The 13833-nt window shown below is 72.5% G+C and carries 11 protein-coding genes; 3 read left to right on the top strand and 8 right to left on the bottom strand.

Going from position 1 to position 13833, the window contains the following annotated elements:
- Positions 1–41: 41 nt before the first annotated feature.
- The 7 genes from EIZ62_RS09480 to mce all read right to left on the bottom strand — a co-directional run bounded on the left by EIZ62_RS09480 (position 42) and on the right by mce (position 9820).
- Positions 42–854 (bottom strand): ABC transporter permease, encoded by an 813-nt coding sequence (locus EIZ62_RS09480; protein WP_156692266.1) that lies wholly within the window; start codon positions 852–854, stop codon positions 42–44.
- On the bottom strand, positions 851–2038 hold the full coding sequence (locus EIZ62_RS09475) for an ABC transporter ATP-binding protein (RefSeq protein WP_156692265.1): 1188 nt from the start codon (positions 2036–2038) through the stop codon (positions 851–853). Before EIZ62_RS09475 ends, EIZ62_RS09480 begins: the two co-directional genes overlap by 4 nt.
- A gap of 132 nt (positions 2039–2170) precedes the next feature.
- Entirely contained in the window at positions 2171–2950 is a 780-nt protein-coding gene (locus EIZ62_RS09470; RefSeq protein WP_156692264.1) for an ABC transporter permease, read from the bottom strand.
- Between the two features lie 2 nt (positions 2951–2952).
- Positions 2953–3888 carry an ABC transporter ATP-binding protein gene (locus EIZ62_RS09465; RefSeq protein ID WP_156692263.1) on the bottom strand — a complete coding sequence of 312 codons (936 nt, stop codon included), beginning with the start codon at positions 3886–3888 and terminating at the stop codon, positions 2953–2955.
- 192 nt (positions 3889–4080) lie between these two features.
- Positions 4081–5019 carry a coiled-coil domain-containing protein gene (locus EIZ62_RS09460; protein WP_064071808.1) on the bottom strand — a complete coding sequence of 313 codons (939 nt, stop codon included), beginning with the start codon at positions 5017–5019 and terminating at the stop codon, positions 4081–4083.
- Positions 5020–5134: 115 nt separating this feature from the next.
- Positions 5135–9187 carry a polarized growth protein Scy gene (gene scy, locus EIZ62_RS09455; RefSeq protein ID WP_156692262.1) on the bottom strand — a complete coding sequence of 1351 codons (4053 nt, stop codon included), beginning with the start codon at positions 9185–9187 and terminating at the stop codon, positions 5135–5137.
- A 192-nt stretch (positions 9188–9379) separates the two neighbouring features.
- Positions 9380–9820: a methylmalonyl-CoA epimerase gene (gene mce / locus EIZ62_RS09450; RefSeq protein WP_156692261.1), complete on the bottom strand. Its 441-nt coding sequence runs from the start codon at positions 9818–9820 to the stop codon at positions 9380–9382.
- Positions 9821–9958: 138 nt separating this feature from the next.
- Here mce and EIZ62_RS09445 point away from each other — a divergent pair, with 138 nt between their 5' ends.
- The 3 genes from EIZ62_RS09445 (at position 9959) to EIZ62_RS09435 (ending at position 13066) form a co-directional block, all read left to right on the top strand.
- A complete protein-coding gene (locus tag EIZ62_RS09445; protein WP_156692260.1) occupies positions 9959–11167 on the top strand; it encodes an acetyl-CoA C-acetyltransferase in 1209 nt (402 codons plus the stop codon).
- Between the two features lie 31 nt (positions 11168–11198).
- Entirely contained in the window at positions 11199–12155 is a 957-nt protein-coding gene (gene meaB, locus EIZ62_RS09440; RefSeq protein WP_156692259.1) for a methylmalonyl Co-A mutase-associated GTPase MeaB, read from the top strand.
- A gap of 170 nt (positions 12156–12325) precedes the next feature.
- Positions 12326–13066: a class I SAM-dependent methyltransferase gene (locus EIZ62_RS09435; protein ID WP_156692258.1), complete on the top strand. Its 741-nt coding sequence runs from the start codon at positions 12326–12328 to the stop codon at positions 13064–13066.
- 344 nt (positions 13067–13410) lie between these two features.
- Here EIZ62_RS09435 and EIZ62_RS09430 read toward each other — a convergent pair whose 3' ends face one another.
- Positions 13411–13722 carry a PepSY domain-containing protein gene (locus EIZ62_RS09430; protein ID WP_156692257.1) on the bottom strand — a complete coding sequence of 104 codons (312 nt, stop codon included), beginning with the start codon at positions 13720–13722 and terminating at the stop codon, positions 13411–13413.
- Positions 13723–13833: the final 111 nt, after the last annotated feature.

The following is a 13833-nucleotide window of genomic DNA, read 5'->3' as shown; positions in this document are numbered from 1 at the left end:
CGGGGAGGAGCCGGCCCGTGCGCCGGGCCGGCCCGCCCGGATCACACGTCGCGCCGCTCCGTGGCGAAGAACGCGCCGGCCAGCATGACGGCGGTCACGCCGCTCAGGATCCACAGCGGCGTCCAGCCGTGCGGGCCCCCCTCGGTCAGACCCGTCTCGCTGTAGAAGGCGATGAGCAGGCTCGGCACCGAGTACTGGAACAGGAACTCCTGCACCTCCGGCATCGAGGACATGAACATGCCGGCCACCAGCGGGAGCAGCATCAGGCCGATCATGATGGTGATCGCCCCGGCCGAGTGGCGGACCAGCGCGCCCACGGCCATCGCGAACAGGCCGAGCACCGCCGTGAACAGGCCCGCACCGAGCGTCGCGCGCACCCACTGCTCACCGGTGGCGCTGCCCCCGTCGAGCATCGCGCTCTGCATCGCCGCGACCAGGGCCGCCGTGATCGAGGTGACCACCAGGGTGACCAGGAAGAAGACGATGGCCTTGGCGGCCAGCACCCGGCTGCGGCTCGGGCACGCCGTCAGCGTCGTACGGATCATGCCGGTGCCGTACTCGGACGAGATGGTCAGCACGCCCAGCGTGACGACGCAGATCGAGCCGAGCAGCACGCCGTTGAAGCCCAGCCCGAGGACGGGCTCCCCGCCCATGTCCGTGTCGGTCGCGTTGATGGCGACGACGGCGAGCAGCCCGACGCCGACCATGAGCAGGACCATCACGCCGAGCGTCCACATCGTGGAGCGCACCGAGCGGATCTTCGTCCACTCCGAGGCGAGCGCGTCCCCGAGGTGGGCGCGGCGCACCGGGATGGGGGAGGTGTACTGCTGCTGCTGGTAGGGGGCGGTGGTCATCGGGCGTCCTCGCTCTTGCTCAGGTCTGCGGGGGCCGCGGCGGGCGCGGGCGGCGCGGCGGGGGCCTGCACGGGCGCCGGGGGGCCGGCGGGCGGCGCGGGCTGCTGGGCCGGCGGCGCGGGGTGCTGCTGTCCGGCCGCGTACGGGTTCTGTCCGGGCGGCGGCGGGGCGTACCAGCCCTGCTGCGGCACGTCCGGGACGGCGACCTGCTGCGGGGGCGCGTAGCCCATCGGGTCCGGCTGCTGCATCAGGCCGGCCCGCTGGTCGGTCGTCGAGCGGTAGTCCACGGCGCCCTGGGTCAGGCGCATGTACGCCTCCTCCAGCGAGGCCTGGTGCGGCGACAGCTCCCAGACGCGTACGTCGGCCTCGTGCGCGAGGTCGCTGATGCGGGGGAGCGGCAGCCCGGTCACGCGCAGGGCGCCGTCCGGCTCCGAGAGGACCTGGCCGCCGGCCTCGGCGAGCACGCCCATGAGCTTGTCCCGCTGCGCGGGGTCGGTCTGCGGCGTACGCACCCGCGCGAAGTCCGCGGAGTTGGCCGAGATGAAGTCCTTGACGCTCATGTCGGCCAGCAGCTGGCCGCGGCCGATGACGATGAGGTGCTCGGCGGTGAGGGCCATCTCGCTCATCAGGTGCGAGGAGACGAAGACCGTCCGGCCCTCGGCGGCCAGCGCCTTCATCAGGTTGCGCACCCAGAGGATGCCCTCGGGGTCCAGGCCGTTGACCGGTTCGTCGAACAGCAGCACCTGCGGGTCGCCGAGCAGCGCGGCGGCGATGCCGAGGCGCTGCCCCATGCCGAGCGAGAACCCGTTGGACCGCTTGCGGGCCACGTCCTGGAGGCCGACGACCCCGAGCACCTCGTCGACGCGGCGCGCCGGGATGCCGGCGAGCTGCGCCAGCGACAGCAGGTGGTTGCGGGCGGTGCGGCCGCCGTGCACGGCCTTGGCGTCGAGCAGGGCGCCCACCTGCCGCGGCGCGTTCGGCAGCTGCCGGAAGGGGTGGCCGCCGATGGTCACATGGCCGGACGTCGGCCGGTCCAGCCCGAGGATCATGCGCATCGTCGTGGACTTGCCGGAGCCGTTCGGTCCCAGGAAGCCGGTCACGGTCCCCGGCCTCACCTGGAAGGAAAGGTTGTACACGGCCGTCTTGGCGCCGTAGCGCTTCGTCAGGCCGACTGCCTCGATCATTCTCCAGCCCCATCGACAGGTGTTCGCGTCGTCGGGCCCGCGGCACGCTGACGCAGGACCCCCGTAAGAGGTAAGAGGGTATCCGCACCTTGACGGTTCCACCGAAGGTCGGGAACAGATGGGACCGGGCCGTTACGCGTCCCGCCGCTTCAGCACCACGTACCCGCCGGCCAGGGCCGCCACCACCCACAGCGCCATGATCCCCATGCCGCCCCACGGGCTGTACGGTGCCGGATCGCTGCCCAGCGCCCCCGGGACCACCTGCATGATCGTGGAGCCGGCCTGGTCGGGGAAGTACTCGGCGACCTCCTTGGCCTTCGGCACCGCCGAGAGGATCTGGGAGATCAGGAAGAAGAACGGCACCAGGATGCCCAGGGACAGCACGGTCGAGCGCAGCATCGCCGCCACGCCCATCGAGAACACCGCCATCAGGCCCATGTAGAGACCGCCGCCGATCACCGCGCGCAGCACGTTCTCCTCGCCGATGCCGGTGCGGTGCTCGCCGAGCAGGGCCTGGCCGAGGAAGAAGGTCAGGAAGCTGGTCACCAGACCCACGACGAGGGCCAGCGCCCCGCCGACCGCGATCTTGCTGAAGAGGAAGGACGCCCGCTGCGGCACGGCAGCCAGCGACGTGCGGATCATGCCGGTGCTGTATTCGGTGCCGACCACCAGCACGCCGAACACCACCATCGCCAGCTGGCCCAGCAGCATGCCGGAGAAGCTGACGACGGTCGCGTCGAAGGTGGCCTGCTCGATCTCGGGCATCTCCTCGAAGGTCTCGTTCACCAGGGCGGACAGGGCCGCGCCCATGGCGACGGTGACGACCAGCGCGCTGGCCAGGGTCCAGACGGTCGAGGAGACCGTACGGATCTTGGTCCACTCCGACCGGAGGACCGCGGGTGCCGACGCCATCGTCAGACCTCCTTCTGCCACTGGGGCCCGGGCGCGGAGTGGGCGTGGTACTCCACCGACGCCGCCGTCATCTGCATGAACGCCTCCTCCAGCGAGGCCCGCTGGGCACTCAGCTCGTGCAGCGTGATCCCGTGGCGGGCCGCCAGGTCACCGATCCGCTCGGTCGTCGCGCCGTCGACCTCCAGCGTGCCGTTCGCGGCGTCGACCGCCGTGAGCCCGTCGTCGTGGAGCGCGTCGCGCAGCTGCTCGCGCTGAGGGGAGCGCAGCCGTACATAACTGCGGGAGTTCTGGTGGATGAAATCCGCCATCGAGGTGTCCGCGAGCAGCTTGCCCTGCCCGATCACGATCAAGTGGTCGGCGGTGAGGGCCATTTCGCTCATCAGATGGCTGGAAACGAAGATCGTCCGGCCTTCGCCGGCCAGCGCCTTCATCAGATTGCGGATCCAGTGAATTCCCTCGGGGTCCAGACCATTGACGGGTTCGTCGAACATAAGGATTTGCGGGTCACCCAGGAGAGCGGCGGCGATTCCCAGCCGCTGACCCATACCCATCGAAAAACCTTTCGGTTTCCTCCGGGCCACGGCCGTGAGTCCGACGAGGTCCAGCACCTCCGGGACCCGTCTCTCCGGAATGCGATTGGACTGCGCCAGGCACAGCAGGTTGTTGTACGCGGTCCGCCCGCCGTGCAGCCCGCGTGCCTCCAGCAGGGCGCCGATGTACTTCAGCGGCTCGTCGAGCTCCCGGTAGTGCTTGCCGTCGATCCGGACCGTGCCGCTGGTCGGGTGGTCCAGACCCAGCACCATCCGCATCGTGGTCGACTTGCCCGCCCCGTTCGGACCGAGGAAACCCGTCACCACGCCGGGGCGGACCTGGAAGGAGAGATGGTCGACCGCCGTCTTCTTGCCGAATCGTTTCGTAAGCCCCTCGAGCTCGATCACCCGACCACGCTACGGGCGCCCGCAGCGGCCCGCCACCGGAATGACACGCCTTTCCGGCCGCACACGCGCGCGCACGCGCCCCGGAGAGGACGCGGCCGGAAGACGGGAAGGGCCCTGCAGGGCCCACGCGCGCACGTCCGTTCCGGATGTGCGCGTCGTGGGCCCCGCAGGGCCCTCAGCGCTTACAGGTGACTAGCGGGTCTGCTGCGCCGGGACGCCGCGGGAGACCGGCTCGTCGTCCGCCGGGGAACCGGCCGCGGCCACGGCCGCACCCGTCAGCGTCGCCAGCATCTCGCGGACGTTCGTCAGCTGGGCGTTGATCGAGTCGCGACGGTTCGTCAGCGCCGCCAGCTCGCGCTCCGATTCGCTGCGGATACGATCCGCCTTGGCGTTCGCGTCCGCCACGATGTCCTCGGCCTGACGCTGCGCCGTCTCCACCGTCTGACGGGCCCGGCGCTCCGCGTCCGTGCGCAGCTTCTCGGCCTCCAGGCGCAGCTGCTCCGCCCGGTGCTCGATCTCGGCGAGACGCTTCTCCGCCTTCGCCTGGCGCGACGCCAGGTCACGCTCGGACTGCTCGCGCCGCTTGGCGAGGTTCGTCTCGAAGTCGGCGGCGGCCTGCGCGGCCTTCGCACGGGTCTCCTCGAAGAGGGCGTCCGCCTCCTCGCGCTTGGACTGCGCGTCCTTCTGCGCCTCGGCGCGCAGCGAGTTCGCCTCGCCCTGGGCCTTCTCGACGATCCGGACGCCCTCGTCCTCGGCCTTCGCCTTCCGCTCCGCCGCGAACGACTCGGCGTCGTTGCGCACCTGCTGCGCGGCCGACTCGGCCAGCTCACGGTGCTGCTCGGCGGCGCGACGGGCCTCCTCGCGCAGGTCCTTCGCCTCCTCCTCGGCGAGGCGGAGGATCTTCTCGACGCGCGCACCCAGACCGGCGTACGACGGCTCGGCGTCGCTGACCTGGGCCTGGGCGTTCTGCGTCTCGAGGTGGAGCTCCTCGATGCGCTTTTCCAGAGAGGTGATTCGGGCCAGAGCACTGTCTCGGTCGGCGACGAGCTTGGTAATGCGGTCATCCACCTGACCGCGGTCGTAACCACGCCGCACGAGCTCGAAGCCGAAGGGGGAGGAAGTGTCGCTCATGGGGTTCCTGTCGAATGAGACCGGTGAGGTGTTAGGGGGAATCCTAGGGGTCCACGCGGCGTGTCTTCGAGCGGATGCCCGTTCAAACCGGAGAATGTCCAGCCTTTTGAGTGGCTTACTCGTCGGTTGACTTGCCACTCGAACGGGTAACCCCCGCGGCCGCGGTGGCCTTGACCCCGCCCTCCTTCGTACCCCCCGTGGGAGCCTCGAAAGATTCCAACGCCTCCAGTACGTCCTGGACACGGGAGATCTCGGCCTGGATGTCCTCCCGGCGGCGCACCAGAACCTCCAGCTCCCGCTTCCCCTCGGAGATCATCTTCCCGGCCTCGCGCTCCGCGTCCGCCTTGATCTTCTCCGCCTCGCGGGTCAGCGTCGCCTTCTTCTGCTCCGCCTCCTTCAGCAGCCCCTCCGCCTTCTTCACCGCCGAGATCCGGACCTTGCTCGCCTCCGAATTCGCGTCCGCCAGCAGCTCCTTGGCCTTCGCCTCCGCCTCGGCCCGCTGCTCGGTCGCCGCCTTCACCAGCTTGTCGACCCGCTCGCCCGCCGACTTCATCTGCTCCGCGCTCTCCCGGCGGGCCCGCTCGTGCAGCTCCTCGATCTCCGCCTCGGTACGCCGGCGCAGCTCCTCCGACCGCTCCCTTATGGCCGTCGCGTCACCACGCGCACCCACCAGCAGCTCGTCCGCGTCCGTACGGGCCTTCTCCACCAGCGAGTTGCCCTCGACGGTCGCCTCCGAGACGATCCGCTCCGCCTCCTTGCGCGCCGCGCCCACCATCGTGTCGGCCTGCGACTCCGCCTCGGCCGTGGCCCGCAGCGCCTCCTCCTGCGCCTTCGCGACGAGCTGGTCGGCCTGCTCCGCCGCGTCCGCCCGCCGCTTGGCCGCCGCCTCGCGCGCCTCGTCCACCACCCGGTCCGCCTCGGACCGCGCCTCGGAGCGCAGCTGCTCGGCCGCCGCCTCCGACTCCGTGCGCAGCCGCTCCGCCTCCGCGCGGATCCGCTCCGCGGCCTGCTGCGCCGAACCGACGGTCTCCGCGGCCTCCGCCCGCAGCCGCTCCGCCTCGCCGGTCGCCTCGGCCACCAGCCGCTCGGCCTCCGCCGTCGCCTCCGCGACCAGCCGCTCCACCCGCTCCGCGGTCTCCGCGCCGATCCGCTCGGCCTCGCCCGTCGCCTCGCCGATCAGCTGGTCCGCCTGCTCGGCCGCGTCCGCGCGCCGCTTGTCTGCCGCCTTCCGCGCCTCGTCCAGGACCTGCTCGCCGTCCGCCCGGGCGGCCGCCCGCAACTCCTCGGCCCGCGCCTCGCCGTCCGCCTTGACCTGCTCGGCCTCCGCGCGCAGCCGCGCCGCGTCCCGCTCCGCCGTCGCCAGCAGCTCGGCCGCCTCGGCGGTCATCCGCTCCGACTCGCCCGTCGCCTCGCCGACCAGCCGGTCCGCCTGCTCCGCCGCCTCCGACCGGATGCGGTTCGCGTCCTCCCGGGCCTCCGCCCGCGTCCGCGTCGCGTCCTGCTCCGCCGACGCCAGCGCGTCCGACGCCTCCGTCCGCATCCGCTGCGCGTACTCGGCCGTGTCCGACCTCAGCCGCTCCGACTCCGCGATCGCGTCCGCCATCGTGCGCTCCGCGAGCGCCTTGGCGGCCTCCGCCTCCTCCTGGGCCCGCTGCCGGACCCGGCCGGCGTCCTCCGCGGCCCGCTCCCGCTCCGCGTACGCGTCGGAACGGACCCGGTCCGCCTCCTCCTGCGCCTCGCCGCGCGTGCGCTCCGCGACATGCTCGGCCGCCGACCGCAGCCCGGCGATCTCCTCCTCGGCCTGCTCGTGCAGCCCCGCGACCGCGTCCCGCACCTGCTGCGCCGTCTGCTCGGCGGCCGACACCATCTCGGTCGCCCGCCGGTCCGCCTCCTCGACCAGCCGCTGCGCCTCGGTCTGCGCCTCCTCGACCCGCTTGCGCGCCGACGCCAGCAGCTCCTCGCTCTGCTCGCGCGCCCGCTCCCGCTCCTGGTCCGCCTCGCCGCGCGCGGCACCCAGCGTCTCCTCCGCCTCGCGGCGGCGCCGGTTCGCCTCCTCCCGCGCGGCGGCCAGCTCCTCGGCCGCCTCGGCCGTGACCCGCTCGGCGGCCGCCTGCGCCTCCGCCCGCACCCGGTCGGCCGACTCCTGCGCCTCCGACTTCAGCCGCTCAGCCTCCGCGGCCGCCTCCGTGCGCAGCCGCACCGCCGCGTTCTCCGCCTCGGCACGGGCGCCCGACGCGTCCGCCGCCGCCTCGGTGCGCAGCCGCTCCGCCTCCTGCTCGGCCTGCGCCTGGAGCGTACGGATCCGCTCGGCGGCCTCGCCGCGCTGCCGCTCCGTCTCCTCGGCGGCCTCGCGGCGGATCCGGTCGCCCTCCGACCGCGCGTCGGACAGCGCCTGCTCGGCCGCGGAGAGACGGGCCTCCGCCTCGGTGTGCAGCCGCGTCAGCTCCTCGGCGGCCTCCGCCTGCCGGGCCGCGATGCCCCGCTCGGTCTCCTCGCGCAGCTCCGCCGCGGCCAGTTCGGCCGCCGCCCGCACCGACTCCGCCTGCTCCTCGGCGTCCGCGCGCAGCCGGTCGGCCTCCTCGCGGGTGCGCTCCAGCGTCTCCTCGGCCTGCTTGCGCAGGGCGGTCGCCCGCTCGATCGCCTCGGTGCGGACCCGCTCGCTCTCCGCCGCCGCCCCGGTCCGCAGCTCGTCCGCGTCCGCCTTCGCCTTGGTCAGCAGCTCCTCGGCGGTCTTCGCCGCCTCCTCGATCTGCTGGACCGCCTCGCGCCGCGCCTCGCCCCGGATCCGCTCACCCTCGGAGATCGCCTCCGCCCGCAGCTGCTCGGCCTCGCCCCGCAGCCGGCGCGCCTCCTCCTGGAGCCCGACCGTCTTGGCGCGGTACTCCTTGGTGTCGTCCTTCGCGGCGCCCTTGAGCTGCTCCGCCGTGTCGTGCGCCTCGGCCCGCAGCCGGTCCGCCTCGGACTCCGCCTCGCGGCGGATCCGCTCCGCCTCCTCCGACGCCTTGCGGGTGGTCTCCTGCGCGTCCTCCGACGCCTTGGACAGGACCTCCTCGGCGGTACGGGCAGCCTTCGCGAGCTGCGCCGCCGAATCCTCCGCCGCCGCCGTACGCGCCTTCTCGGACGCCTCCGCGACCAGCTTCTCCGCCGCCGCGCGCGCGTCGGCCAGCGCCTGCTCGGCCTCCGCCTTGAGCGCCTCGGACTCCTTCGTCGCCTCCCCGACCAGCCGGGCGATCTCCGCCTTCGCCGTACGGGTGCGCTGCTCGGTCTCCGACTCGGCGCTCGACAGCCGCTTGGCCGCCGACTCACGGGCCTCCGCGACGACCTTGTCCGCCTCCGCGCGGGCCTCGCGCAGCCGCTCCTCCGCCTCGGCCATCCGCTGCTCGGCCGACCGGCTCAGCTCGGCCGCCTGCTGACGCGCCTGGTCCGACTCGGCGGTCGTCGCCGTACGCAGCTGCTCGGCGTGGCTGGTGGCCTCCTGCGCCTGCGTCGACGCGGCGTTCAGCAGCCGCTCGGCGTCCTTGCGGGCCCGCAGCAGGATCGCCTCGGCCTCCGCGCGGGCCGTCTCGGTCTCCGCGCCCAGCCGCCGGCGCGCCTCCTCCGCGAGCCGGGTGGCCTCCGCGCGGGCCGCGGCCAGGGACTGCTCGGCCTCCGCGCGGGACTCCTCCATCAGTCGGCGGGCCTGCGCCTCGGTGCGGGCCCGCAGCTGCTCCGCCCACGCCACGTTCTCGTTGACGTGCGCCTCGACCGTCTGGCGGCGCTCCGACAGCTCCTGGTCCAGCCGCTGGCGCCGCTGCACCGCCTCGGCGTGCAACTCGGCCTGCAGACGCGCCTGGTGCTCCGCGTGCTCCTGCAGTATCCGCTGCGTCTGCGCCCGGGCCTCGCGCAGCTCCCGCTCCGCGTCCGAGCGCAGCTGCTCGGCCTGGACCTGGGCGTTCCGCAGCAACTGCTCGGCCTGGTAGCCGATGTCGGCGTTGTCGTACGCCGGCCGGGACGCGATCGTGCGGCGCGCCTCATGGAGCTTGGCGCGCAGCACCTCGACCTGGTAACCGAGGTCCTCGGCGTGCTGGACGGCCTTCTCCCGCTCGGTCTTCAGCCGGTCCATCTCGGCCTCGAACCGCGAAAGGTGGTCGTCAGCCCGGTGGCTCTCCTGGCGTTCGTAGCCCCGCACTGCGCGGTCCCATCCGTCCCCTGGTCGCAACACTCTTGGTACGAGCACCGTTCGCCGGCGAACGGCCCCCCGGGGAATGGTGTCAGATCGAGTGGCTCGACCACGACGGCGCGGCACGGCCCCGTTCCGGCCCCGGCCCGGAGCCGCCCACTCTACCGGGCCGGGAATCGGGAGGTCAGTGCTCCACCGAGGTCAGTGCTCCGCCGAGGACGTCCCGGCGGAGGTGACGAGTTCGGTGAGGACGCCGTGGCAGTCCTTGGGGTGGAGGAAGGTGATGCGGGAACCCATGGAGCCGATGCGGGGCTCGTCGTACAGCACGCGCACGCCCTTGTCCCGGATCGAGGCGGCGTCCCCGTCGACGTCCGCCGTGCCGAAGGCGATGTGGTGGACGCCCTCGCCGTTCTTGGCGAGCCACTTGCCCACGGCGGAGTCCTCGCGGGTCGGCTCCAGGAGCTGGAGGTAGGAGGCGCCGCCGTCGGAGGTCTCGTTGATCTTCAGCATGGCCTCGCGCACCCCCTGCTCCTCGTTGACCTCGGTGTGGAACACCTCGAAGCCATACGTGGCACGGTAGAACTCGACGGTCGTGTCGAGGTCGAAACAGGCGATTCCGATGTGGTCGATTCGCGTCAGCATGGGACCAGTGCAGCGCGGTGGAGGTGGTTACGCAACGTGCGCGCCGTCACACCGGCTGCCCGGTGACCAGGACACGTACCGCTCAGTACATTGGCGGTAAACCCTCGTTCACTCTCCACATCCAAGGGGCCGTGCCTCATGTCTGGAACGACCGGTACCACCTCAGTCATCGTCGCGGGCGCACGCACGCCCATGGGCCGCCTGCTCGGCTCGCTGAAGACCTTCTCCGGCGCCGATCTCGGCGGCTTCGCGATCAAGGCCGCCCTCGACCGGGCCGGCATCGGCGGCGACCAGGTCCAGTACGTGATCATGGGCCAGGTGCTCCAGGCCGGCGCCGGCCAGATCCCCGCCCGCCAGGCCGCCGTCAAGGCCGGCATCCCCATGAACGTGCCCGCGCTCACCATCAACAAGGTGTGCCTCTCCGGGCTCGACGCCATCGCCCTCGCGGACCAGCTGATCCGCGCCGGAGAGTTCGACGTCGTCGTCGCCGGCGGCCAGGAGTCCATGACCAACGCGCCGCACCTGCTGCCGAAGTCCCGCGAGGGCTACAAGTACGGTGCGATCGAGATGATCGACGCCATGGCGTACGACGGTCTCACCGACTCCTTCGAGAACATCGCCATGGGCGAGTCCACGGAGAAGCACAACACGCGCCTCGGCATCGCCCGCGAGGCCCAGGACGAGATCGCCGCCCTGTCCCACCAGCGTGCCGCCGCCGCGCAGAAGAACGGCCTCTTCGAAGCCGAGATCACGCCCGTCGAGATCCCGCAGCGCAAGGGCGAGCCGGTCGTCTTCAGCAAGGACGAGGGCATCCGCCCCGAGACCACCGTGGAGTCGCTGGGCAAGCTCCGTCCCGCCTTCTCCAAGGACGGCACGATCACGGCGGGCACCTCGTCGCAGATCTCCGACGGCGCCGCGGCCGTCGTGGTGATGAGCAAGGCCAAGGCCGAGGAGCTCGGCCTGGACTGGATCGCCGAGATCGGCGCCCACGGCAACGTGGCCGGCCCGGACAACTCGCTCCAGTCCCAGCCGTCGAACGCCATTCGGCACGCCCTGAAGAAGGAGGGGCTGGACGTCTCGGATCTTGACGTGATCGAGATCAACGAGGCGTTCGCCGCCGTCGCCGTCCAGTCAATGAAGGACCTCGGTGTGTCCCCGGAAAAGGTGAACGTCAACGGCGGCGCGATCGCGCTCGGCCACCCCATCGGCATGTCCGGCGCCCGCGTCGTCCTCCACCTCGCGCTGGAGCTCAAGCGGCGCGGCGGCGGCACCGGCGCGGCGGCACTGTGCGGCGGCGGCGGACAGGGCGACGCGCTGATCATCCGCGTTCCCGGCAACGGCAAGTAGACCTCGCTGCGAGTAAGGAGCGGTGCAACTGATGGTGGACGTCCCCGCACTGGTCGCCCAGGCACGGGAGGGCCGGCCCCGGGCCGTGGCCCGGCTGATCTCGCTCGTGGAGGGGGCGTCCCCGCAGCTCCGTGAGGTGATGGCGGCGCTGGCACCGCTGTCCGGCGGCGCGTACGTCGTGGGCCTCACCGGCTCACCCGGCGTCGGCAAGTCGACCTCCACGTCGGCGCTGGTCAGCGCCTACCGCAAGGCCGGGAAACGGGTCGGCGTGCTCGCCGTCGACCCCAGCTCGCCGTTCAGCGGCGGCGCGCTCCTCGGAGACCGGGTCCGCATGTCCGACCACGCCTCCGACCCCGGCGTCTACATCCGGTCCATGGCCACCCGGGGGCACCTGGGCGGGCTCGCCTGGGCCGCCCCCCAGGCGATCCGGGTACTGGACGCCGCCGGATGCGACGTCGTGCTCGTCGAGACCGTCGGTGTCGGACAGTCGGAGGTCGAGATCGCCTCCCAGGCCGACACCTCGGTGGTGCTGCTCGCACCCGGCATGGGCGACGGGATCCAGGCCGCCAAGGCCGGAATCCTCGAGATCGGCGACGTGTACGTCGTCAACAAGGCCGACCGCGACGGCGCCGACGCGACCGCCCGGGAGCTGAACCACATGCTCGGGCTCGGCGAGTCCCGCGGCCCCGGCGACTGGCGGCCGCCCATCGTCAAGACCGTCGCCGCGCGCGGCGAGGGCGTCGACGAGGTCGTCGAGGCGCTGGAGAAGCACCGCGCCTGGATGGAGGAACGGGGCGTCCTCACTGAACGCCGCCGCGCCCGGGCGGCCCACGAGGTCGAGACCATCGCCGTCACCGCCCTGCGCGAGCGGATCGGCGACCTGCACGGCGACCGGCGCCTGGACGCGCTGTCCGAGCGCATCGTGGCGGGCGAGCTGGACCCGTACGCGGCGGCCGACGAACTGGTGGCGGGGCTGACGGGGCGGTAGCGGCGCGCCTGCCCCGCGGTTCGTGCGTTCCCCTTGTGCGTTTCTCCTGTGCGGGACGCCCGGCCGGTGTCCCGATCTTTGTGGCTTCTGCCTGTACGGCGGTCCGGCGGCGTGCGGCAAGACTGCTGCGCGGGCCCGGCAGGACCGACGACGCACAGGGGAGCAGCAGCATGAGCGTGCAGCAGTACGACCGGATAGGCGAGGCGTACGAGGGCTTCAAGGCCCTGCCGCTGGAGCGGTACGTGGTGGTGCCCGGGTTCCTGGCCCTGGTCGGGGACGTCAGCGGCAAGTCGGTCCTCGACCTCGCCTCCGGCACCGGCTTCTACAGCCGGGAGTTCAGGCGGCGCGGCGCGACGGACGTGCTGGGCATCGACATCTCCGGAGAGATGGTCGCCGTGTCGCGGGCCATCGAGGAGCGCGAGGGCCTCGGCGTGCGCTACGAGGTGGGCGACGCGGCCGAACTGCGGTCCTTCGAGGAGCCCTTCGACATCGCGCTCGCCGTCCAGCTGTTCAACTACGCGGACGACATCGCCACCACGGAGCGGATGTGCCGCAACGTCCACCGGAGCCTCAAGCCCGGCGGCGAACTCTTCGCGCTGAACCAGTCGCCCGACTTCCGCTTCGACGGGCCGACGCCGGAGAAGTACGGCTTCCGCAGCGAGCTCACCGGCGAGGAGGGCGAGACCGGCCCGCAGGTCCGCACCACGGCGCTGCTCGACCCGCCGGTCTCCTTCGTCGCCAACCGGCCGCGCCGCGACGTCTACGAGAAGTGCCTGCGGGCGGCCGGGTTCAGCGAGCTGACCTGGGTGCCGCTGGAGGTGTCGGAGGCGGGCCTGCGCGAGTTCGGCGCGGACCACTGGGCGGACTACCACGCCAACCCGCCCCTGGAAATGCTCCACTGCCGCGCCTGACCCAACCCGGCTGCGGTCAATCGCCCCGCAGGGCGGCTCCCACCCTCCCCGTTGTGGGCAGTCGTCCCGCAGGGCGATGGGGGTCCCCCCTGCTCGAGCGAAGCCGAGAGCTTGGGGGAGGGTGGGCACAACGGGACCGGGTCGGTGCCTTGTCCCGGTTCGCCCGGTGGGCGGTGCGGATACGCACGGTGGGTGTGGGGCGTGGCCCCTCCGGGCTCGCCTCCTCGCGGTCGGCGGGGCACCCATGCATGAAACGGTGCCGTATCTCGCCGCCGATCCGCTGCGGGGGCGACCCTGCACGGCCCCGCCCCGGGTACGTCGCCGGGTGCGGGGCCGTGGGGGCGTCAGTCGTCCTGGTCGTCCGTGTCCTTGTCCTGCGTCGCCTTGGCCGTCACCGCGTCGACCGTCCAGTCCTGCGTCTTGCCGTCCTTCGTCAGGACCTCGACGTCCCAGGCCTGCTTGCCGTTGTCGTCGCCGTCCAGGTCCAGGGACACGACGGTGCCGTGGCTCGCGGCCGCCTTCAGGGCCTGCTCGGCCGTGACCTTGGGGGCCTTGACGGGCGCGTCGTCGTCGCCCGTGGCGGCGAAGGCGGCCGCCGTGCCGCCCGTCAGGAGGGCCGCCGTGGTGACCGTGGCGATGATCAGGTTGCGCTTCATGTGATGGGCCTCCGTTGAGGTCGTGCGTTCGGTACGACAACCACGGTGCCGACGGCTCGCTGAACGCAGCCTGAAAGCGGCTGAAGGCTTCTTCAGGTTCCGTTTGGGACC

The organism is Streptomyces ficellus (assembly GCF_009739905.1).
Taxonomy (GTDB): Bacteria; Actinomycetota; Actinomycetes; order Streptomycetales; family Streptomycetaceae; genus Streptomyces; species Streptomyces ficellus_A.
This window is presented reverse-complemented; position numbering and strand designations above follow the sequence as displayed.

Bases quoted from the DNA above. Each gene is read 5' to 3' on its own strand.
- EIZ62_RS09430 (WP_156692257.1), bottom strand. From the start codon at position 13,722: ATGAAGCGCAACCTGATCATCGCCACGGTCACCACGGCGGCCCTCCTG.
- EIZ62_RS09445 (WP_156692260.1), top strand. From the start codon at position 9,959: ATGTCTGGAACGACCGGTACCACCTCAGTCATCGTCGCGGGCGCACGC.
- meaB (WP_156692259.1), top strand. From the start codon at position 11,199: ATGGTGGACGTCCCCGCACTGGTCGCCCAGGCACGGGAGGGCCGGCCC.
- EIZ62_RS09470 (WP_156692264.1), bottom strand. From the start codon at position 2,950: ATGGCGTCGGCACCCGCGGTCCTCCGGTCGGAGTGGACCAAGATCCGT.
- EIZ62_RS09480 (WP_156692266.1), bottom strand. From the start codon at position 854: ATGACCACCGCCCCCTACCAGCAGCAGCAGTACACCTCCCCCATCCCG.
- mce (WP_156692261.1), bottom strand. From the start codon at position 9,820: ATGCTGACGCGAATCGACCACATCGGAATCGCCTGTTTCGACCTCGAC.
- EIZ62_RS09460 (WP_064071808.1), bottom strand. From the start codon at position 5,019: ATGAGCGACACTTCCTCCCCCTTCGGCTTCGAGCTCGTGCGGCGTGGT.
- EIZ62_RS09475 (WP_156692265.1), bottom strand. From the start codon at position 2,038: ATGATCGAGGCAGTCGGCCTGACGAAGCGCTACGGCGCCAAGACGGCC.
- EIZ62_RS09435 (WP_156692258.1), top strand. From the start codon at position 12,326: ATGAGCGTGCAGCAGTACGACCGGATAGGCGAGGCGTACGAGGGCTTC.